The 19529-nt window shown below is 46.8% G+C and carries 20 protein-coding genes; 18 read left to right on the top strand and 2 right to left on the bottom strand.

The window, feature by feature from the left end:
- The first annotated feature begins 94 nt into the window (after positions 1-94).
- From ftsY to EKN16_RS10915, 14 genes are all read left to right on the top strand, one after another.
- A complete protein-coding gene (ftsY, locus tag EKN16_RS10980; RefSeq protein WP_125656519.1) occupies positions 95-1090 on the top strand; it encodes a signal recognition particle-docking protein FtsY in 996 nt (331 codons plus the stop codon).
- A 154-nt stretch (positions 1091-1244) separates the two neighbouring features.
- Positions 1245-1565 (top strand): YlxM family DNA-binding protein, encoded by a 321-nt coding sequence (ylxM, locus tag EKN16_RS10975; protein WP_375782058.1) that lies wholly within the window; start codon positions 1245-1247, stop codon positions 1563-1565.
- Between the two features lie 137 nt (positions 1566-1702).
- Positions 1703-3079: a signal recognition particle protein gene (gene ffh / locus EKN16_RS10970; protein WP_125656516.1), complete on the top strand. Its 1377-nt coding sequence runs from the start codon at positions 1703-1705 to the stop codon at positions 3077-3079.
- A gap of 72 nt (positions 3080-3151) precedes the next feature.
- Positions 3152-3424, top strand: coding sequence for a 30S ribosomal protein S16 (gene rpsP / locus EKN16_RS10965; protein WP_125656513.1), 273 nt, complete (start codon positions 3152-3154; stop codon positions 3422-3424).
- 26 nt (positions 3425-3450) lie between these two features.
- Complete coding sequence (locus EKN16_RS10960; protein WP_125656510.1) at positions 3451-3681, top strand: KH domain-containing protein; 231 nt, start codon at positions 3451-3453, stop codon at positions 3679-3681.
- Between the two features lie 78 nt (positions 3682-3759).
- On the top strand, positions 3760-4278 hold the full coding sequence (gene rimM / locus EKN16_RS10955) for a ribosome maturation factor RimM (protein WP_125666125.1): 519 nt from the start codon (positions 3760-3762) through the stop codon (positions 4276-4278).
- Positions 4279-4282: 4 nt separating this feature from the next.
- Positions 4283-5035 carry a tRNA (guanosine(37)-N1)-methyltransferase TrmD gene (trmD, locus tag EKN16_RS10950; protein ID WP_125656508.1) on the top strand — a complete coding sequence of 251 codons (753 nt, stop codon included), beginning with the start codon at positions 4283-4285 and terminating at the stop codon, positions 5033-5035.
- Positions 5036-5183: 148 nt separating this feature from the next.
- Complete coding sequence (gene rplS, locus EKN16_RS10945; protein WP_125656505.1) at positions 5184-5525, top strand: 50S ribosomal protein L19; 342 nt, start codon at positions 5184-5186, stop codon at positions 5523-5525.
- 88 nt (positions 5526-5613) lie between these two features.
- Positions 5614-6312 carry a signal peptidase I gene (lepB, locus tag EKN16_RS10940; protein WP_232016358.1) on the top strand — a complete coding sequence of 233 codons (699 nt, stop codon included), beginning with the start codon at positions 5614-5616 and terminating at the stop codon, positions 6310-6312.
- A gap of 10 nt (positions 6313-6322) precedes the next feature.
- Positions 6323-7195 (top strand): ribosome biogenesis GTPase YlqF, encoded by an 873-nt coding sequence (gene ylqF, locus EKN16_RS10935; RefSeq protein ID WP_125656502.1) that lies wholly within the window; start codon positions 6323-6325, stop codon positions 7193-7195.
- Positions 7196-7478: 283 nt separating this feature from the next.
- Positions 7479-8090, top strand: a complete 612-nt coding sequence (locus EKN16_RS10930; RefSeq protein ID WP_125656499.1) for a ribonuclease HII — start codon at positions 7479-7481, stop codon at positions 8088-8090.
- A gap of 203 nt (positions 8091-8293) precedes the next feature.
- A complete protein-coding gene (locus EKN16_RS10925; RefSeq protein WP_125656496.1) occupies positions 8294-10507 on the top strand; it encodes a hypothetical protein in 2214 nt (737 codons plus the stop codon).
- Complete coding sequence (locus EKN16_RS10920) at positions 10504-10827, top strand: EscU/YscU/HrcU family type III secretion system export apparatus switch protein (protein ID WP_125656493.1); 324 nt, start codon at positions 10504-10506, stop codon at positions 10825-10827. The genes EKN16_RS10925 and EKN16_RS10920 overlap by 4 nt, the downstream gene beginning before the upstream one ends.
- The gene (locus EKN16_RS10915; RefSeq protein ID WP_125656490.1) at positions 10824-11219 is read left to right on the top strand and encodes a YraN family protein; all 396 of its coding nucleotides are present in this window, start codon (positions 10824-10826) and stop codon (positions 11217-11219) included. Before EKN16_RS10920 ends, EKN16_RS10915 begins: the two co-directional genes overlap by 4 nt.
- 128 nt (positions 11220-11347) lie before the next feature.
- Here the strand turns inward: EKN16_RS10915 and EKN16_RS10910 are convergent, their stop codons facing one another.
- Both EKN16_RS10910 and EKN16_RS10905 read right to left on the bottom strand, forming a co-directional pair.
- On the bottom strand, positions 11348-12910 hold the full coding sequence (locus EKN16_RS10910; RefSeq protein ID WP_125656487.1) for a YifB family Mg chelatase-like AAA ATPase: 1563 nt from the start codon (positions 12908-12910) through the stop codon (positions 11348-11350).
- A 176-nt stretch (positions 12911-13086) separates the two neighbouring features.
- On the bottom strand, positions 13087-13557 hold the full coding sequence (locus EKN16_RS10905) for a DinB family protein (RefSeq protein ID WP_125656484.1): 471 nt from the start codon (positions 13555-13557) through the stop codon (positions 13087-13089).
- A gap of 328 nt (positions 13558-13885) precedes the next feature.
- Here EKN16_RS10905 and sucC point away from each other — a divergent pair, with 328 nt between their 5' ends.
- From sucC to topA, 4 genes are all read left to right on the top strand, one after another.
- A complete protein-coding gene (gene sucC, locus EKN16_RS10900) occupies positions 13886-15046 on the top strand; it encodes an ADP-forming succinate--CoA ligase subunit beta (RefSeq protein WP_125656481.1) in 1161 nt (386 codons plus the stop codon).
- Between the two features lie 55 nt (positions 15047-15101).
- Positions 15102-16031, top strand: a complete 930-nt coding sequence (sucD, locus tag EKN16_RS10895) for a succinate--CoA ligase subunit alpha (RefSeq protein ID WP_125656478.1) — start codon at positions 15102-15104, stop codon at positions 16029-16031.
- 179 nt (positions 16032-16210) lie between these two features.
- Positions 16211-17326 (top strand): DNA-processing protein DprA, encoded by a 1116-nt coding sequence (dprA, locus tag EKN16_RS10890; protein WP_125656475.1) that lies wholly within the window; start codon positions 16211-16213, stop codon positions 17324-17326.
- A gap of 27 nt (positions 17327-17353) precedes the next feature.
- Positions 17354-19453: a type I DNA topoisomerase gene (gene topA / locus EKN16_RS10885; protein WP_125656472.1), complete on the top strand. Its 2100-nt coding sequence runs from the start codon at positions 17354-17356 to the stop codon at positions 19451-19453.
- Positions 19454-19529 lie beyond the last annotated feature (76 nt).

Below are 19529 nucleotides of genomic sequence, written 5' to 3'. Positions count from 1 at the left end.
TTAAGAATGGCTGGTAAAGAACGAATAGAAGCCGGTGCCAGGTGCTCTTGTGCCCTAGCCCGGCTTTTGTGACTAAAATGATGGAGGTCGTCCGATGAGTTTTTTTAAACGATTAAAGGAAAGTATTTCTCAGAAAACAGAAGCAGTAACGAATATCTTCAAGGAAGGCCTGGCGAAGACACGCACGGCGTTTGTTGAAAAGGTTGAAGAGCTCATTACACGCCGCAAAAAAATCGACGAAGAGTTCTATGAAGAACTTGAAGAAATACTGATCGGTGCCGATGTTGGCGTGAATACGGTCATGAAGCTAATTGATGAATTACGCGCAGAAGTGAAGAAGCGTAAGATCGAGAGTGCCGCGGAACTGCAACCAATCCTATCAGAGAAACTGGTTGAGCTGCTTAAGGGTGATGCGAAGACGGGACTGCGGATGGCGGATAGTGGAATGACCGTTATTCTATTCGTTGGTGTTAACGGTGTCGGCAAAACGACAACAATCGGTAAGCTGGCACATAAGTTCAAGAGTGAGGGGAAAAGCGTTCTGCTCGCGGCAGGCGACACCTTCCGTGCTGGTGCTATTGAGCAGCTTGAAGTGTGGGGGAAGCGGGTAGGCGTAGATGTGATTAAACAGGAATCAGGAGCAGATCCGGCAGCAGTGATGTTCGATGCGATCCATGCGGCTAAGCAGCGCAATGTGGATGTACTGCTCTGTGATACTGCAGGCAGGCTGCAAAATAAAAATAACCTGATGGATGAGCTGAACAAAATTTTCCGAGTCATCCAACGCGAAGTGCCAACTGCGCCGCATGAGGTGCTGCTTGTGCTTGATGCTACAACTGGACAAAATGCACTTAGTCAGGCCAAGCTATTTGGTGAAAAAAGCGGAGTAACGGGCCTTGTATTGACTAAGCTGGACGGAACAGCAAAGGGCGGAATTGTTATTGCTATACGCAGTGAGCTTGATTTGCCTGTTAAGCTAGTTGGCCTAGGTGAAAAAATGGATGACCTTCAGGAATTCGACTCCGAGCAGTTTATCCATGCCTTATTTGGCGGACTGTTACAAAGCGTTGAAGAAGAGGAACCTTCTTAATTAAGGTGACAAGTGATTATACTTGACAGCTTATAGTCGTCTGCGCTATGATGAACGTCGTAGTATTGCTGTAAAGGTGTTTGCCTTGACGAAGGGGGTGGCAGTGTTGACGATCCATGAACCTGATGCCTTGGCGAAGACGAATCGAATTAATATGCTCTTTGACTTTTACGAGCTGCTGCTGACAGATAAGCAGCGAACGTTCCTTAAATATTATTTTCACGATGACTATTCACTTGGTGAAATAGCAGACGAGTTCAGTATTAGTCGCCAAGCTGTTTATGAACATGTGAAACGAGCGGAATCGGTGCTTGAGAGCTATGAGAGCAAGCTTCAGCTTATTGATAAGCATGAAGCAGCCCAAGCTTGGCTATCCAAGCTCGAAGCGATTGCAGAAGACTCATCCGTATCTGACGAGCTAAGCACACAAATGCGTCAAATAGCGCAGGGCTTGCGCGCGACGGAACAATTATAAATGTAAAATAAAGAATAGATATACGATTTAGTTTTCTTACGAAAACTTAGTTAATGCTTACGATGCAGTTTTCTTACGAAAACTAAGAATATGCTTACGATGTAGTTTTCTCACGAAAACTTTAGGAGTTGACAATTATGGCGTTTGAAGGATTATCCAGCAGGCTGCAGAATGTTTTTGGCAAGCTGCGCGGCAAAGGTAAAGTGTCGGAAGATGATGTCAATGAAGCGATGCGTGAAGTGCGTTTGGCGCTCCTTGAGGCCGACGTAAACTTCAAAGTCGTCAAGGATTTCATCGCCAAGGTCAAAGAACGTTGTGTTGGATTAGAACTTACGAAGAGTTTCACCCCTGGCATGGTTGTCATTGATATCGTTAATAAAGAATTAACGGAATTGATGGGTGGCACACATACTAAGCTTGCAAAAGCAAATAAACCGCCGACTGTTATCCTGATGGCGGGGCTGCAAGGGGCTGGTAAAACAACCTCTTCTGCCAAGTTAGCGAAGATGCTTCAGAAGGATAAACATAAGCCGCTGTTGGTAGCTGGCGATATTTATCGCCCAGCTGCGATCAAGCAGCTTCAAGTACTCGGTGAACAAATTGGCGTTCCTGTCTTTACGCTGGGCGACCAAACCTCACCTGTAGAAATTGCTCGTGCGGGTTTGCAGCAAGCGAAGGACAACGGCAATGACTATGTTATTATCGATACGGCTGGCCGTCTTCACATTGACGAAGCGCTGATGGATGAGCTTCGTCAAATTCATGAGATCACCAAGCCTGATGAAGTATTGCTCGTAGTCGACGCAATGACAGGGCAAGAGGCCGTGAATGTAGCGCAGAGCTTCCATTCTCAGCTTGAACTGACTGGCGTTATCTTGACGAAGCTTGATGGCGATACACGTGGTGGTGCTGCACTATCCGTCAAAGCTGTAACAGGCTGTCCAATCAAGTTCGCCGCTACTGGTGAGAAGATCGAACCGCTTGAGCCCTTCCATCCAGAACGGATGGCTTCCCGTATCCTCGGAATGGGTGATATGCTATCGCTGATCGAGAAAGCACAGTCGAGCATTGATGCGGATAAGGCTGCAGAGATGGAACGCAAGATGCGTACGGCAGAATTTACGTTCGAGGATTTCCTTGACCAGATGGAACAGGTTCGTAAGCTTGGTCCATTGGATCAACTGATGGATATGATGCCGGGTATGGGCAAGATGAAGGATATGAAAAACCTCAAAGTCGATGAGAAGCAAATCAACCGGGTTGAAGCGATTGTGAAATCGATGACCAAGGAAGAGAAGCGCAAACCAGAGCTCTTGAATCATAGTCGTCGTAAACGGATTGCACTCGGAAGTGGTACCTCAGTAACTGAGGTGAACCGTTTGATCAAGCAGTTTGATGATATGAAGAAAATGATGAAGCAGTTCTCGTCGATGATGGGTCCTAAAGGTCCTAAAGGCGGAATGAAAGGCCTTAAGGGCTTAATGGGTAAAGGCGGAATGAAATTCCCTTTCTAATGCTTATGAAATTAGTTTGATGCTTACGAAGTAGGGTTTATGCTTCCAAAACTTTTAAAGGAGGTGATTTTCTTGGCAGTACGTATTCGTTTGAAACGTATCGGTGCGCACAAAGCGCCTTTCTACCGTGTAGTAGTTTCTGATTCCCGTTCCCCACGTGACGGTCGATTCATCGAAGAAATCGGTACTTATAATCCAGTTGCAAAACCGGCACTAGTATCCATTGATGAAGAGAAAGCGTTGAAGTGGCTTCAAAACGGCGCTCAAGCTTCTGACACTGTTCGCAACTTGCTTTCCAAAGCAGGCGTGATGACAAAGCTTCATGAGCTTAAACTGCAGAAATAATTTGTTCTTTTGCGGGAGGCCTTGAGATGAAAGAATTGATTCTTGTCATAGCTAAGGCATTAGTAGATTTCCCGGAAGACGTGCGCGTAGACGTGAAAGAAGACGATCGCGGCACCGTCTTTATGCTATCGGTTCACCCCGACGATGTCGGTAAAGTAATTGGTAAGCAGGGACGGATTGCTAAAGCGCTGCGGACGGTAGTCACATCGGCTGCCGTCAAATCGCACAAACGCTTCTTGGTCGACATTATTTCGTAGCGATCGTACATCGAAGCAGGGTTAGGATAATTGTCCTAGCCCTTTTTCGATGGAACTAACGAAAGAGGTTGAATAGTGATGGAACAACAATGGTTATCAGTCGGCAAAGTGGTCAATACTCATGGTATACGCGGAGAACTGAAGGTCATTTCTCAAACGGATTTTATAGAGGAAAGATTTGCTATCGGCAATGAGCTTTCACTGCTCAATCCAGACCTCTCTCAGAAGCTACAAGTGGTCGTACAGTCTTCAAGGGTGCATAAAGAGATGATTATCGTGAAGTTCAAGGGCTTCGATAACATCAACGATGTAGAGAAATACAAAGGCTGGTCACTTAAGGTAACGAAGGACAACTTGATTGATTTGGATGAAGGTGAATACTATCATCACCAAATTATTGGATGTCGTGTCGTGACCGAAGACGGCGAGGAGCTTGGCGTTATATCTGAGATTCTGGTACCAGGGGCTAATGATGTGTGGGTTGTAGAGAAGCCCAAAGGTAAACAAATTCTTATTCCCGTTATTGACGATGTGCTTCTGAATGTAGACGTCTCGAACAAGCTTGTTACGGTCCGGCTGCTGGAAGGGCTGATTTAAATTTATGCGAATTGATGTATTAACGTTATTTCCAGCCATGTTCGATGGTGTATTCGGAGCCAGTATTCTGGGCAAAGCCAGAGATAAGGGAATTGTAAGCTTAAATGCTGTCAACTTCCGTGATTACGCAAACAATAAGCATAACACCGTTGACGACTATCCTTACGGCGGGGGCGGGGGGATGGTTTTGAAGCCTGAACCCTTATTTGCTGCGGTGGAGGATCTCATGCCTGAGGGCGGGCAGCGGCCTCGTGTTATTCTGATGTGTCCACAAGGTGAGACCTATTCACAGCGCAAAGCAGAAGAGCTGGCCGCTCACGAGCATCTTGTATTTGTCTGTGGGCACTATGAAGGCTATGATGAGCGTATAAGGGAGCATCTGGTTACGGACGAGCTCTCTATTGGGGATTACGTGCTTACTGGTGGAGAGCTTCCAGCGATGGTTGTAATCGATAGTGTGGTGCGTTTACTCCCTGGTGTTCTTGGCAACGAGAATTCTGCTGTGACGGATTCGTTCAGCACAGGTCTGTTAGAGCATCCGCACTATACACGTCCCGCTTCCTTTCGCGGATGGGACGTCCCTGACGTGCTTCTATCTGGTCATCATAAGAATGTGGAGGCTTGGCGCCGTGAGCAATCGCTTCTACGGACGCTTCAACGTCGTCCTGAGCTGCTTGAGCAGATTGAATTGACGAAGAAAGAACGTGTCTGGCTAGATAAGTTATTAGATGCACAGCCGGAACTTCGAGACCGTTAGAATAAATAGTTGAATTGTGGGCTCAGTTATGGTAGTATTGCTGGTGTTGCTTTTGTAAAGTCGGGCGGTCCGCTATTAAGCGATGAGCCGGCTCATTTTGGAGCCGAGTAGCTATAAGAACGCCTATGGTGGAAGGAGTGAAACTACAATGAATCTTTTACAAATCATTTCGAACGAACAACTTCGTACTGACCTTCCAAGATTTCGCGCAGGCGATACGCTTAAGGTACACGTAAAAGTAATCGAGGGAACTCGTGAGCGGATTCAGCTTTTCGAAGGCGTTGTTATTAAACGTCAAGGTGGCGGTATCAGCGAAACTTTTACAGTGCGTAAAATTTCGTATGGTGTTGGCGTGGAAAGAACTTTCCCTGTCAATTCTCCAAAAATCGAGAAGATCGAAGTAGCTCGCCGTGGTAAAGTTCGCCGCGCGAAACTGTACTATCTTCGTAATCTTCGCGGTAAAGCTGCAAGAATCAAAGAAATTCGTTAATCAATGTCATGAAGGGGGGCTTGCGCAAACAAGTCCCCTTTCGTTATTTCTATATAACCTGATTTTGTCATAGAAGAGGGTGGAATTAATGGATCAACAGCATCGCACGGATGTAAACGATCAAGGAAATATGGAATCAACCCAAGCAGAAAATGTACAAGCATCGGGTAGTGCAGGTGCTGAGCAAGCTTCTCCGACTAACAATAAAAGTGGTAAAACCCAAAAGGAAGTTTTCGAATGGGTGAAGGCGCTAGCCATTGCCGCGCTTCTCGTACTAGTGATTCGATATTTTCTATTTGCTCCATTTATTGTTGATGGCCCTTCCATGCAGCCTACATTTTACACGGGTGAGCGTTTAATTGTGAATAAGATCATTTATGACATCCGTCAGCCGAAGCGTGGGGAAGTTGTTGTGTTCCACGTGCCGGAAGAGGGTCGTGATTTCATTAAGCGTGTTATTGGTGTTCCTGGCGATAAAGTGAAATATGAAGGTGATAACCTTTATATAAATGGCAAAAAGGTTGATGAGCCGTACTTAAAGCAATCTATCGCAGAAGCAAAAGCGAATGGTCAGATTTTTAATAATAATGGTCCTGATAAAGACTTTCCAAATGAGAATTTCAAAACAGATATCGTTCCAGCAGGTTCGATATTGGCGTTTGGTGATAATAGACGAGATAGTAAAGACAGCCGGATGATCGGCTTTGTACCCATGAGCCGAATTGTCGGTCGGGCAGACATTATTTTCTGGCCAGTCAGCAAGATTGAGTTTGTGAAACACGGATAGAGGTGACAGCATGACAATTCAATGGTTTCCCGGTCATATGACGCGGGCGCGGCGCCAAATTCAAGACAAGCTCAAGCTGATCGATATTGCAATTGAGCTCCTTGACGCACGAATCCCGATTTCAAGCCGGAATCCGATGATTGAAGAAATTCTTGGCGGCAAGCCGCGCCTCATCTTACTTAACAAAACAGACTTGGCCGATCAGCGGACAACGGAAAGATGGATGACCTATTTTGCCGAGCAGGGACATACAAGCCTTCCCATTGATTCTTCAACCGGTACCAGAGTGAATGAAATTTCCGTTAAGGTGAAGGAACTGCTTCACGAGAAGATTTCTAGACAGATCAATAAGGGCATTAAACCACGCGCGATGCGGGGTCTTATTGTAGGAATCCCGAATGTAGGGAAGTCAACACTTATTAATCGTTTGGCTGGTAAGCATATTGCAGCTACCGGAGATCGACCAGGAGTGACGAAAGGTCAGCAGTGGATCAAAGTGGGTACAGAGATGGAACTACTTGATACACCGGGTATATTATGGCCTAAGTTTGAGGATCAGCTCGTTGGGTTCCGACTTGCGATGACTGGTGCGATTAAGGAGCAAATTTTGAATGTGGAGGATGTTGCATTCTTCGCAGTCAAAGCGCTTGCCAAACGGTATTGGGATGCGATTTCCGAACGCTTTGGCGTTACGGAGCCGCCTAAGGATTTGGATGATGGGGATGAAATTATCCGAGTTATGGAAGATATAGGTCGCAAACGGGGCTGTCTGATGAGCGGTGGCCGTGTCGATTTGGAAAAGGCATCGGGCATTATATTGCGAGAGCTGCGTGCAGGAAACCTCGGGCGCATTTCATTGGAAACGCCGGATGATATTGTATAAGAAGAAGCGACTGACGCCGTCCACTGGCAGCGACACAAGTTTCTTCCACAAAAATATCAGAAAAGGCTAGGAAAATTTTATGCTTTCTGATATTTTGAAAAATGACGGCTTCCTTGTTCCTAAGGGAGCCGTTTTTTGATACAATTTTATTGATGAATAATGACGAAAGACAGATAAGTCAAATGAATATTGTCGAAACAGTACGTTCGCAGTGAGTCGAGAGTGTGTAGTCTGGGAGCTCCTCTCTTGCCTGGTTGACGGATTTGGGAGATGGGGAAAACAATTGCTTGAATTTGAGAAATCGGTATGGGAGCAAGGCTATCGAAGTATAGCCGGCATCGACGAAGTCGGTCGCGGCTGCTTGTTCGGTGACGTGGTGGCTGCTGCTGTTATTTTGCCAGAAGGACTTGTCTTGGAAGGGGTCAACGACTCGAAGAAGCTCTCTGAGAAGCGTAGGGAGGAGCTGTACGAGATTATTGTTGCCGAAGCGATTGCTTGGTCGGTATCCAGAGTTGACGCCAAGATCGTGGATTCGATTAATATTAAACAAGCTTCACGGCTTGCTATGAAGCATTCCATAGAGACACTTTACGTACAGCCAGATTATCTGCTCATTGATGCGGAGAAAGTAGATATCGAGTTGCCGCAGTTGGCCATTATCAAGGGTGATGCGAGGAGTCAGTCGATTGCAGCTGCGTCCATTATTGCCAAGGTTACACGTGATCGGCTGTGTGTTGGCGAATGGGATGCTCTTTATCCGGGATATGGAATTGCGATACATAAAGGCTATGCCACAAAGCTGCATCGAGAAAAGCTGTTGGAGATTGGGCCTTGCCCCATGCATCGACAATCCTTTCTAGGTAAGCTTTTTGTTGAACAGCAGGTTTTATTTTAAAAAATCACTTAAAGGGACGCGTAATGATTGGTTCGCTTTCCTTGACTAGGTGATTTTTTTCTTATACGTCTAGGATGGGGTAGGGTTAATAGTCCCTCGTCGTAAAGCCGATAACTATTTTATTGGATAATGAAATGTTCGCTTCGATATGAAGTTGGATTTACAACATAAATAAATGACTGGAAAGGATGTGGCTGCATTTTATGAGTATAAATATTGGACAGGTAATGAGGGGACTGCTTGGCGACGCTCAAGCGGGTGATAGTAAGGCGCTTGAGCTAAAGGTTGGTCAGGTCGTGCGCGGTGTCGTTATGCAGGTTTCGGACAACCAAGAAGCAGTTGTTCAAATCAACGGGACCCAGGTGCAAGCAAAGCTTGAGACACCTCTTCAGCCTGGACAGGCCACATTGCTTCAGGTACAGCCGGAGTCGGCGAATGGTACGCTTGTGCTTAAAATGGTTGACCAGCAGGCGGCAGCGATTAATGAGGATAGTGTGAAGGAATGGACAAAGGCGCTGGCTTTGCCAGATCAGAAATGGGCCACGGATTTGGTTCGTGATATTCGTCGTGACGGTGGCGTATTAACCCGCGAAGTCGCGCAGCAGTTTCAACAAGCGGCTGCTGCGATGCCTATAGGCGGCGACATGCAGACTTGGATGCAGGCTGCTGCGCTTGCTTTTAAGCGCGGTCTGCCAATGACTGGAGCGACGATAGGCGCTTTGCAGCATTCTCTATCAGGCGCGCCGGCTCATGTGCTGTTAGAAGCGCTGGAGCGGGGTATTGCCGCTTGGCTGGGCGCTTCAGGCGACGATGATGCCGCTAGTGGTGCTGCGGCGAAAAGCAGCGGAGCGCAAGGTGGTGCAGGGAGCGGTAGTGCGGCGAATGGAAGCTTAGGGAGCGGTAGTGCAGGAAATGGTGGTGCAGGAAGCGGTAGTGCAGGGAGCGGTAGTGCGGCAAGCGGTGGTACAGGGAGCGGTAGTGCGGCAAGTGGTGGTGCAGGGAATGGTAGTGCGGTAAGTGGTGGTGCAGGGAGCGGTAGTGCGGTAAGTGGTGGTGCAGTGAATGGTAGTGCATTAAATAGTAGTGTAGCAAATAGTAGTGTAGCAAGTGGTAGTGCAGCAAGCGGTAGTGCAGGAAGTGGTAGTACAGCAAGTGGTGGTGTAGAGAGTGGTAATACGGCGAACAGCAATGCTGGTAGTGGTGCAGTGAGCAGTGGTGTGATCGATAGCAAGGGCGCACAGCAGCTGTCGTCGCAGCTTAGCGGAGCTGCGGCTGCTGCAGTGAAGCTGCAAGCGCTTTTGGCCGAAGGCGCAGAGCTTATGCGTGCGCCGGCGCTGGAGGCTTCGCCTAGCATGGTGAAGCTAGGCGGCGCACTGCAGGGCGAGGCGCACGCAGCAATGGCCGCGCCGGCGGCTAGCGCGGCCGAGGCCCCGGCGCCACCAGCGGCGCAGCGCGCTGGCGCCGCCGGGGCGAGCGCGGCTAACGCGCCGCAACAGGCCGCGCAAGGCGCAGCGGCCAACAACACAACCGCCGCAGCCCATGTACCGCCAGGCGGTACATCCGGCTGGGTCGGCCAGCTCATCAAATGGCTCGGCGTCGATCACGAACGCCTCCTCGCCCTATCAACTGCTGGTGATCCGCAGCAAGCAGGCGGCTCACCCACACAGTCCGAGGATGGCTTGAACACGCAGCCATCCGACAACAAGCAAGCGGCTCGCACAGCGGAGCAGGCCCAAGCCGCATCCCATACAGGGCGTGCGATTCCGAGTTCCGTCTCGGAACGTGCCCTTTTAATGCAGCAGGCAGGAATGTCTCTGCCTGCTGTCCAAGCCGATCATGTGAAGGCTGCTGCGGATACCTTCAAGAGCGCCTTGATGACTTTAGCGGCGGGAGATGATGTCCCGCAGTCGCTCAAAGACACGGCACAGCAGCTTGTCCAGCATATTACGGGCCAACAGCTGCTTTTAACGCCAGAGAGAACGGCATCACCGTTTACACATGTAACGATGTTTATACCGATGCAGGGACCAGATGGCGGTCAAACCGCATCCGTTCATATACAAACACGTCGTGGGCGAAAAGGCGAGCTTGATGCTGATAATTGTCGGCTGCTATTCGATTTACGGATGAATACACTAGGTGATACCCTTGTAGATGTTCATGTTGTTGATAAGATCGTCAGTCTTAATTTGTGGAATGACCATCCGGCCATTTCGAATCTGATCGAGTCACAACGTACAGAAATGACACAGGCGCTGCAGAAGGCTGGCTATCAGCTGCTTACTTTGCGTTCTACACCACTGTCTGATCGTTCAACAGAGCGGACGGATGGAGTGGAGAAGAAGAGCGGTGTGAATATACCATCTACAGCGGAATGGTCTTCAAAGCCTTATAAAGGGGTGGACTTTCGCGCATGAATGCTTCAAAGAAAGAAAACTCAAAAAACGATAAAAACTCTTCATTGCAGACCACTAAAAAAGCAGTTGCCTTAAAGTATGAGCCTGGGGAGAGCAGCGCTCCAGTGGTCGTAGCAAAGGGTCGTGGCAAAATGGCAGAAGCTATTCTGGATAAAGCTGCAGAGAATGGGGTTCCGATCCAACAGGATTCCTCGTTAGTCGAGGTTCTCTCTAAGCTGGATCTGGATCAGGAGGTTCCACCAGAGCTTTATGCTTTAGTTGCAGAGATTTTATCGTTCGTCTATCGTTCAGATAAAAAGGCGGGAGGCTTTGAACTTTGACTAAATCCAGCGAGCCTTCTGACAAAACGGATAAGAGACGTCAATCTGGTTTACAAGGTGAAGCTGCAGCGGCAGAGTATATATTAGCAAAAAACTACGTTATTCTCCATCGTAATTGGCGCTGTCGTTCTGGTGAACTCGATATTATTGCTCAAGATAGCTCTGCGATTATTATAATTGAAGTTAGAACTCGCACATCAGGAGGCCGATTCGGAACGGCTGCAGAATCGGTTGATTCACGAAAACAGCGCCAAGTTAGGGCGACAGCCGAGGTATATTTACAAGCTAACCGATTACAGAGTTTACCTGTCCGATTCGACGTTATTGCGGTAACTATTAATCGAGGTACAGAACAAGTAGAAAGTATAAGCCACATTGAAGCGGCCTTTTAAATTCGCATAAAGCTGACAGATACAAATAGCCCTCAGATGATCTATGATCTAGATCGTCTGGGGGCTTGGTCTTTAATTTACAAGTTCTTTTTCCGAAGTGACTCGATACTATCCAATAGTCCAAAGGGTTATAAAGCCTGAAGCTTTCGATCCATGCTCCGATATCCAATCGCTTCGGCAACATGTTGTCCGTCTACGCTAGCGCAGTCCTCAAGATCGGCTATCGTCCTCGAAAGCTTTAGTATACGGTCATGAGCACGTAAGCTTACGCCAAGCACATCAAAGGCCATCTTCAGCATTTGTTCCGCTTCTGTTGTGAGAAATACGGCTCGGCGAAGAGAGGCTCCTGCAAGCTCTGAGAGAGGACGTCCTCCTTTGCCAGTTCGAGCAGATTGACGCTCAGTGGCACTTAATACCAGCTCGCGCATTCGCGAAGAAGTCATGCCAGGATTTAAACCTTCCGTAGAAATCGGACGAGCTATTTCTATATGCATATCAATCCGGTCCAATAGAGGGCCGGAGATTTTTGCGCGATACCTTGCAATCTGTATTGGACTGCATTGACAGCGCTGATCACCTGTCTCATGGCCATAATAACCACATGGGCAAGGGTTCATGGAGGCAGCAAGTAAAAAGTGTGCTGGGAATCGAAAAACAGCGCGCGTCCTTGCGATTGTTACGTCGCGGTCTTCCAAAGGCTGACGCAGCACTTCAAGAGCAGTTCGGGAGAATTCAGGAAGCTCATCAAGGAATAAGACACCGCGGTGCGCCAAGGTTACCTCACCAGGACGAGGGATAGATCCGCCTCCAATCAATCCAGCTGCAGATATCGTATGATGCGGTGAGCGAAAAGGTCTTTCTTTCATTAGAGAAGGAATACCGCTTGACAGTTTGCCTGCTGAGCTATAGATTTTCGTAACCTGAAGGGCTTCCTGTTCATCTAGAGGTGGCATGATGCCTGGAAGTCTGCGAGCTAACATCGTTTTCCCCGTTCCAGGTGGGCCACAAAGCAGAACGTTATGGTTTCCAACAGCAGCAATGAGAAGGGCACGTTTGGCATGATGCTGACCAAGCACATCACCATAGTCGCCTTGAAGGAACTGTTTATCTGAACCTGCTTCAGGTTGCAGCTGAGAATGATGATAATCAGGAATATATCGTAAGGCTGACCAATCCTGTTCATTCATGGAGCTGAATTCGCTAAATTCTCGCAAATGGGATACGGCGAACAACTCCATACCTTCAATACAAGCGGCTTCTGCTGCATTCGCGCGAGGTAGAAGTACACGACTCATCCCGTTTAGCTTAGCTTGTTCTACCATGGCGAGCACACCTGGAATAGGTCTTACATCACCGTTAAGTGCAAGTTCTCCGAGCACTAACATGTCCTTGAATGATTCGGTTCGCATCTGTTCACTTGCCGTCAATATACCCGCAGCAATGGCTAAGTCGAAGGCTGTACCTTCCTTTCGTAAATCTGCTGGCGCAAGGTTGACTGTTATTCGTTCCAAAGGAAACTTAAACCCGCAGTTTTTCACGGATGCTCGTACTCGCTCAACGGATTCACGTACTGCTGGATCAGGCAAGCCCACGACGTTAACCTGTGGGAGCCCATTTGAAATATCCACCTCAACCGTAATTAATCGTCCTTCAACACCGTAAACACTTCCACTGCAAAGGTTGCTGTACATACAAAAAAAGACACCTCCATCCCTTTCGGCTGAAGGTGCTTCCTCACGGCTCCGTATCTTAAATGACTATGATCAAATCATAATATAACTAAAGAAACACTGTCAATCCTCTTACTTTCCTAAGCAACATCCCAGTTTCTCATTCGCACAACAACAAAAGTATTTCTCAAGAATCCTTAAAACTCCTTCATGAACAATTCGATTTGACCACGGTGATGGCTATCATGATCGGCGAAGTCAACTAAATAATTTGAAATACAAAATACGTTGCCATCTCCATCTATGTATTCATGTATGACTACCTTGTCACTGAATTGCTCGATCTGCCTGATTATTAGTTCTCTTTCGGCAATGGCTTGATCGATCAGCTCATTATGACCAATTGTAAGCGCGTAGTCCAAGGCATTCTTGTTGAAGGCATCAAAATCAAGATGTTTAACAGTAACTGGATCACCGGCTGCTATTTTACTAATGGCCTCAGTTCCAAAGTATCTGTCCCACAAAAGCAGATGAGCAACAATATCGCGAGTAGACCATTTTCCCGTCTTGATAGGTGTGGTCCATTGTTCCTGCGAAATTGAACGCAGGGATTCAAGAAAAGGGATTAAGGATTGAAATTTGTTCATCTGTTCAGAAATGGGTTTCATGAGAGATACTCTCCTTATTATTTATTTATTTATTTATTTCAACATATCACGAACAAGTGTTCTAATGCAATAAAATTCTATATTTAGGTCATACTACCATGGGGTCGAAAGGAGTCTGCTCTGACTTGATACAAGCAACATTAATTGAAATGAACTAAATTTTGTGCAATTTTGTTTCATTCGATCTCAATCTGAGATGAAACTAATATCAAAAAAGATGGTTTAATCTGACGAAAAAAATAGGAAAGCCATGATGAAACGTGTTACAATAACAAGGGTGTTTTGTGTACATACGTAGGATTTGACTGCGGATAGGAGGATTTTCTTAATGAATATCCATGAGTATCAAGGTAAACAATTGCTTAAACAGTACGGTGTCATCGTACCTGAAGGTAAAGTGGCATTTTCTGTTGACGAAGCGGTGGAAGCGGCTAAATCGCTTGGAACACCGGTTGTCGTTGTAAAAGCGCAAATCCATGCAGGTGGTCGTGGTAAAGCGGGCGGCGTTAAGGTTGCAAAAAGTTTGGACGAGGTTCGCGCTTATGCAAGCGAAATTCTTGGCAAGGTGCTAGTCACTCACCAAACTGGTCCAGAAGGCAAAGAAGTAAAACGTCTTCTGATCGAGCAAGGCTGCGATATTAAGAAAGAGTATTACGTTGGCGTCGTTGTTGACCGCGGTACAGGCCGTGTTGTCATGATGGCATCGGAAGAAGGCGGCACTGAGATCGAAGAAGTTGCTGAACATTCTCCGGAGAAAATCTTCAAAGAGGTTATTGATCCAGCTATTGGACTTCAACCTTTCCAAGCGAAGAAACTGGCTTACGCAATCAATATTCCTAACGAGCTTGTGAATAAAGCAGCTAAATTCATGCTGGCTCTATACACGGCATTCGTGGAAAAAGACTGCTCCATTGCAGAGATTAATCCACTTGTCGTTACGGGCGATGGCAATGTAATGGCGCTTGATGCGAAGCTTAACTTCGATTCCAATGCATTGTACCGTCATAAAGACATTATGGAGCTGCGTGACTTGGATGAAGAGGATGACAAAGAAATTCAAGCATCCAAATATGATCTTAGTTATATCGCGCTCGATGGCAACATCGGCTGTATGGTTAACGGCGCTGGTCTTGCTATGGCTACAATGGATATCATCAAATATTACGGCGGCGACCCTGCTAACTTCCTGGACGTAGGGGGCGGTGCTACGAAAGAGAAGGTTACTGAGGCTTTCAAAATCATCCTCTCAGATGAGAAAGTAAAAGGGATCTTCGTTAATATTTTCGGCGGTATCATGAAATGCGATATTATCGCAGATGGTGTTATTGCTGCTGCAAAAGAGCTTGGCTTGAGCCGTCCTCTTGTTGTTCGCCTTGAAGGCACTAACGTTGAGATCGGTAAAAAAATGTTGAACGAATCAGGACTAAACATCGTGGCTGCTGACTCCATGGCCGACGGTGCACAAAAAATCGTCGAGCTTGTGAAGTAATTCAATTACATCACGATCAGCGGTTTATGAATTTATTTAGGGGATGTGAGATTCGATGAGCATTTTGGTCGGCAAAGATACGAAAGTTATTACACAAGGTATTACAGGTGCCACAGGTTTGTTTCATGCGAAGGGCGCTCTCGATTACGGGACGCAAATGGTTGGCGGAGTAACGCCTGGTAAAGGCGGAACTAACGTTGATATAACCCTTGAGAACGGTGAAGTTGTATCTCTTCCTGTATTTAATACAGTTATAGATGCAGTTGCCAAAACAGGCGCTACTGCGTCCGTTATTTATGTACCGCCTGCTTTTGCAGCAGATTCCATTCTTGAAGCGGTAGATGCTGAGCTGGACTTGGTTATCTGCATCACAGAAGGTATTCCTGTTCTTGATATGGTCAAAGTTAAACGCTACATGGAAGGCCGTAAAACTGTTCTTATCGGACCAAACTGTCCGGGCGTAATTACGCCAGGCGAATGTAAAATCGGTATCATGCCGGGTTACATTCATACAAAAGGTCATGTAGGCGTTGTTTCCCGCAGCGGAACGTTAACGTACGAGGCGGTTCACCAGCTTACTACTCGTGGTATCGGACAATCGTCTGCTGTTGGTATCGGCGGGGACCCTGTTAAAGGCTCCGAATTCATCGATATCCTTAGCCGCTTTAATGATGATCCTGACACCTATGCTGTAATCATGATCGGCGAGATCGGCGGATCAGCTGAAGAAGAAGCAGCAGAATGGGTTAAAGCTAACATGACGAAGCCGGTTGTAGGCTTCATTGGCGGCGCTACAGCGCCTCCAGGCAAACGTATGGGTCATGCGGGTGCAATTATCTCTGGCGGTAAAGGAACAGCGGCAGAGAAAGTGGCAACGCTTGAGAAATGCGGAATTAAAGTGGCTCCTACGCCATCGGAAATGGGCTCTACGCTTGTTAGTGTCCTTGAAGAGCGTGGAATTCTCGACAAATGTAAAACGCACTAAGCTTTTTACATCCATATAAAGGAAGTTAAAAAGGTAAGCAACCTTTCGTAAACCCATCAAAATGGGTACGGAAGGTTGCTTTTTTTGTTATAAAACATAAGTCGGCTTGCAATCTGATTCTAGCTCGCGCACAATAGGGTAAGAATGCGGGCCGTCTCCAGAAGGGACGAGGAGCATCAATGATAAATGAAACCGTTCGTAAAGAAATGATAATTACACTGCATGAGACGTCTGGGGTTGGCTGGCAGGCTATTCGTAAAGTCGTCGATCACGGGGCATGGAAAAGTTACGACAGGTACACTGCTGAAGCTTGGACTTCCTCTGTCGGATTACGACTAGAGCAAGCGAAAGCGATTTCAACAGCATTCAGCCAGCAGGATATAGCCAAACGAAATGAAAGTATGCTGCAAAAAGGCATTACAATAATTACGCCTTTCGATGAAGCTTATCCTGAACTTTTGAAGCAATCAGCGACACCGCCATGGGTGTTATATGCAATCGGACGTATCGAACTGCTTTCACAACCATGCATTGCTATCGTAGGCACAAGAAGTCCTACCGCTTATGGCCGAAGAACGGCTTCTGATTTAGCAGAAAGCTTATCGACAAGTGGTTTAACTGTTGTAAGCGGGCTTGCTCGTGGAGTTGATGGGATGGCGCATGAAGGTGCACTCCGTGGAAGTGGAAGCACGATCGCTGTTCTGGGAACACCGGTGGATACGATTTATCCATTAGAGAATCGTGGGCTTTATCAAGAGATAGCGAAGCATGGACTTATTTTGTCAGAGGTCCCCCTTGGAACACCTATACACCCTGGACTGTTTCCACAGCGGAATCGGATCATTGCTGGATTATCGCTTGGAACCGTTGTTGTTGAAGCTGCTCAGCGAAGTGGGTCGCTTATTACTGCTGATCAAGCTCTAGATATGTCACGCGATGTATTTGCGGTGCCTGGTCCAATCTCTTCACCGAAGAGTACAGGAACGAATGATCTGATTCGACAAGGAGCGAAGCTGATATCCTCCGCCCAGGACATTTTGGAAGAGTACAGCTCGCGGCTTCCGATACAGCGCACTAAGTCTGAGCTAGGTACACAATCCGTTTCATCAAATGAGGATATTCTGACTAAAGATGAAGCAATTATTTATCAGATCTTGCAGGATGCACCTCGTTCAACAGACGAGCTGCATGAGCTTTCGGAGTATCCGTTTGGACTTTTGCACGCAATTCTGATAAATTTAACTATAAAACGTAAGATTGAACAGCATCCAGGTTCCATATATAGTGCAAGGTAGCAAGTTAGTGGAGAGGAGGGTGCGTCTTTGGCAGACTCATTAGTCATTGTCGAATCACCGGCAAAAGCAAAAACGATCGGAAAATATCTCGGTAGTAAATTTATTGTAAAAGCATCGATGGGCCATATCCGGGATTTACCGAAAAGCCAGATTGGTGTTGAGGTCGAGAATAATTTTAATCCAAAATATATTACGATCCGCGGTAAAGGAAGCATTCTCAAAGAGCTTAAGGATGCGAGCAAGAAAGTAAAGAAAGTATATCTCGCAGCTGACCCGGATCGCGAAGGTGAAGCGATTGCGTGGCATTTAGCGCATTATCTGGAGATTAATGAAAGCGACTCTTGCCGAGTTGTATTTAATGAAATAACTAAACAAGCAGTAAAGGACGCATTCAAGACACCGAGACCGATCAATATGGACTTGGTCAATGCCCAGCAGGCGCGTCGTATCTTGGATCGACTAGTTGGTTACAAAATAAGTCCTCTTCTATGGAAGAAAGTAAAAAAAGGACTTTCCGCTGGCCGGGTTCAGTCTGTTGCAGTAAAGCTGATCATTGATCGTGAGAATGAGATAGATGCCTTTACGCCGGAAGAATATTGGTCCATTACAGCACAGCTTAAACATAAAACTTCGTCGTTTGAAGCCAAGTTCCATTCCTTGCATGGTGTGAAAAAAGAGCTGGGCAGTGAGCAGGACGTACAAGAAGTGATCAAGGCAATGGGATCCTCGGATTTCACTGTTGCTGAGGTGAAGGAGAAGGAACGTCTGCGCAATCCGTCCCCGCCATTCATCACAAGCTCCCTGCAGCAGGAGGCAGCGCGTAAGCTGGGCTTCAGAGCCTCTAAGACGATGTCTGTCGCACAACAGCTGTATGAGGGTGTTGAGCTTGGTAAAGAGGGTACGGTCGGTTTAATAACTTACATGCGTACGGATTCGACTCGGATCTCTCCGATTGCTCAAGAGGAAGCGAAGTCCTACATTCAAGATAAATATGGAGCAGCCTTTGCGCCGGATGAGTTCCGTGTTTATGTGAAGAAGAACAGCAATGCACAAGATGCGCATGAAGCCGTTCGTCCAACTTCCATATTACGAGATCCGGAATCCATGAAAGAGTTTTGCAGCCGTGATCAGTTCCGATTATATAAACTTGTCTGGGAGCGTTTCGTTGCAAGTCAAATGTCATCGGCTGTGCTCGATACGATGACGGTTGATCTCAATGTGGGTGAAGCAGGTTTCCGAGCAGTAGGCTCAAAAGTGAAATTCCAAGGCTTTATGAAGATATATGTAGAAGGTAACGATGATGGCTCGACAGAAGAAGAAAAATTTCTGCCACCACTTGCCGTCAATGATGTAGCTAAAGCGGATGCTGTCGATCCGAAGCAGCATTTTACTCAGCCGCCTCCTCGTTATTCAGAAGCACGTCTCGTGCGTATGATGGAAGAAGTAGGTATTGGTCGTCCAAGTACGTATGCGCCAACGCTGGAGACGATTCAGAAGCGTGGATACGTAGCGATGGATGAGAAGAAATTCATACCTACGGAGCTTGGGATCCTTGTTATCCAAATGATGGAGGAGTTCTTCCCCGAGATTCTTGACGCAGAATTCACTGCGCATATGGAAAATGATCTCGACCATGTAGAGGATGGCAAGGAAGATTGGGTGAAAGTACTCGCCAATTTCTATGATTCTTTTGAGAAACGGCTTGAATTTGCTGAAGAAGAAATGAAGGAAGTCGAAATTCAAGATGAAATATCCGATGAGACCTGTGAGAAGTGCGGACGTCATCTCGTATTCAAAATGGGTCGCTTCGGTAAATTCCTTGCATGCTCTGGATTTCCAGAATGTCGGAATACAAAGCCGATTGTAAAAGATATTGGTGTTACTTGTCCGAAGTGTGAAGAAGGTAAAATCATCGAGCGTCGAAGCAAAAAGGGTAGATATTTTTATGGCTGCGATCATTATCCTGGCTGCGATTACGTCTCATGGGACAAACCGGCAGGGAAACCATGTCCTCAATGCAGCAGCATGTTAGTTGAGAAGCGCAATAAGAATGGCACTCGCTTGCAATGTACGCAGTGTGACTTCAGTGAAGAAGTAATCGAAGATCAAGAGCCAGCAGAGGTTTAAAACTGGCTGCTTGATTTTCGTAGCATTTATGACTTCTTTGTTTGTGATCCTGGCTTGAAATTTCATCATGAGTTAC

It is taken from the genome of Paenibacillus baekrokdamisoli, from assembly GCF_003945345.1.
Taxonomy (GTDB): Bacteria; Bacillota; Bacilli; order Paenibacillales; family Paenibacillaceae; genus Paenibacillus_Z; species Paenibacillus_Z baekrokdamisoli.
The sequence above is the reverse complement of the archived record's forward strand: the minus strand, read 5'-3'. Positions and strand labels throughout refer to the sequence as shown.

Bases quoted from the DNA above. Each gene is read 5' to 3' on its own strand.
- ftsY (WP_125656519.1), top strand. From the start codon at position 95: ATGAGTTTTTTTAAACGATTAAAGGAAAGTATTTCTCAGAAAACAGAA.
- ylxM (WP_375782058.1), top strand. From the start codon at position 1,245: ATGCTCTTTGACTTTTACGAGCTGCTGCTGACAGATAAGCAGCGAACG.
- ffh (WP_125656516.1), top strand. From the start codon at position 1,703: ATGGCGTTTGAAGGATTATCCAGCAGGCTGCAGAATGTTTTTGGCAAG.
- EKN16_RS10960 (WP_125656510.1), top strand. From the start codon at position 3,451: ATGAAAGAATTGATTCTTGTCATAGCTAAGGCATTAGTAGATTTCCCG.
- rimM (WP_125666125.1), top strand. From the start codon at position 3,760: ATGGAACAACAATGGTTATCAGTCGGCAAAGTGGTCAATACTCATGGT.
- trmD (WP_125656508.1), top strand. From the start codon at position 4,283: ATGCGAATTGATGTATTAACGTTATTTCCAGCCATGTTCGATGGTGTA.
- rplS (WP_125656505.1), top strand. From the start codon at position 5,184: ATGAATCTTTTACAAATCATTTCGAACGAACAACTTCGTACTGACCTT.
- lepB (WP_232016358.1), top strand. From the start codon at position 5,614: ATGGATCAACAGCATCGCACGGATGTAAACGATCAAGGAAATATGGAA.
- ylqF (WP_125656502.1), top strand. From the start codon at position 6,323: ATGACAATTCAATGGTTTCCCGGTCATATGACGCGGGCGCGGCGCCAA.
- EKN16_RS10925 (WP_125656496.1), top strand. From the start codon at position 8,294: ATGAGTATAAATATTGGACAGGTAATGAGGGGACTGCTTGGCGACGCT.
- EKN16_RS10920 (WP_125656493.1), top strand. From the start codon at position 10,504: ATGAATGCTTCAAAGAAAGAAAACTCAAAAAACGATAAAAACTCTTCA.
- EKN16_RS10910 (WP_125656487.1), bottom strand. From the start codon at position 12,910: ATGTACAGCAACCTTTGCAGTGGAAGTGTTTACGGTGTTGAAGGACGA.
- EKN16_RS10905 (WP_125656484.1), bottom strand. From the start codon at position 13,557: ATGAAACCCATTTCTGAACAGATGAACAAATTTCAATCCTTAATCCCT.
- sucC (WP_125656481.1), top strand. From the start codon at position 13,886: ATGAATATCCATGAGTATCAAGGTAAACAATTGCTTAAACAGTACGGT.
- sucD (WP_125656478.1), top strand. From the start codon at position 15,102: ATGAGCATTTTGGTCGGCAAAGATACGAAAGTTATTACACAAGGTATT.
- dprA (WP_125656475.1), top strand. From the start codon at position 16,211: ATGATAAATGAAACCGTTCGTAAAGAAATGATAATTACACTGCATGAG.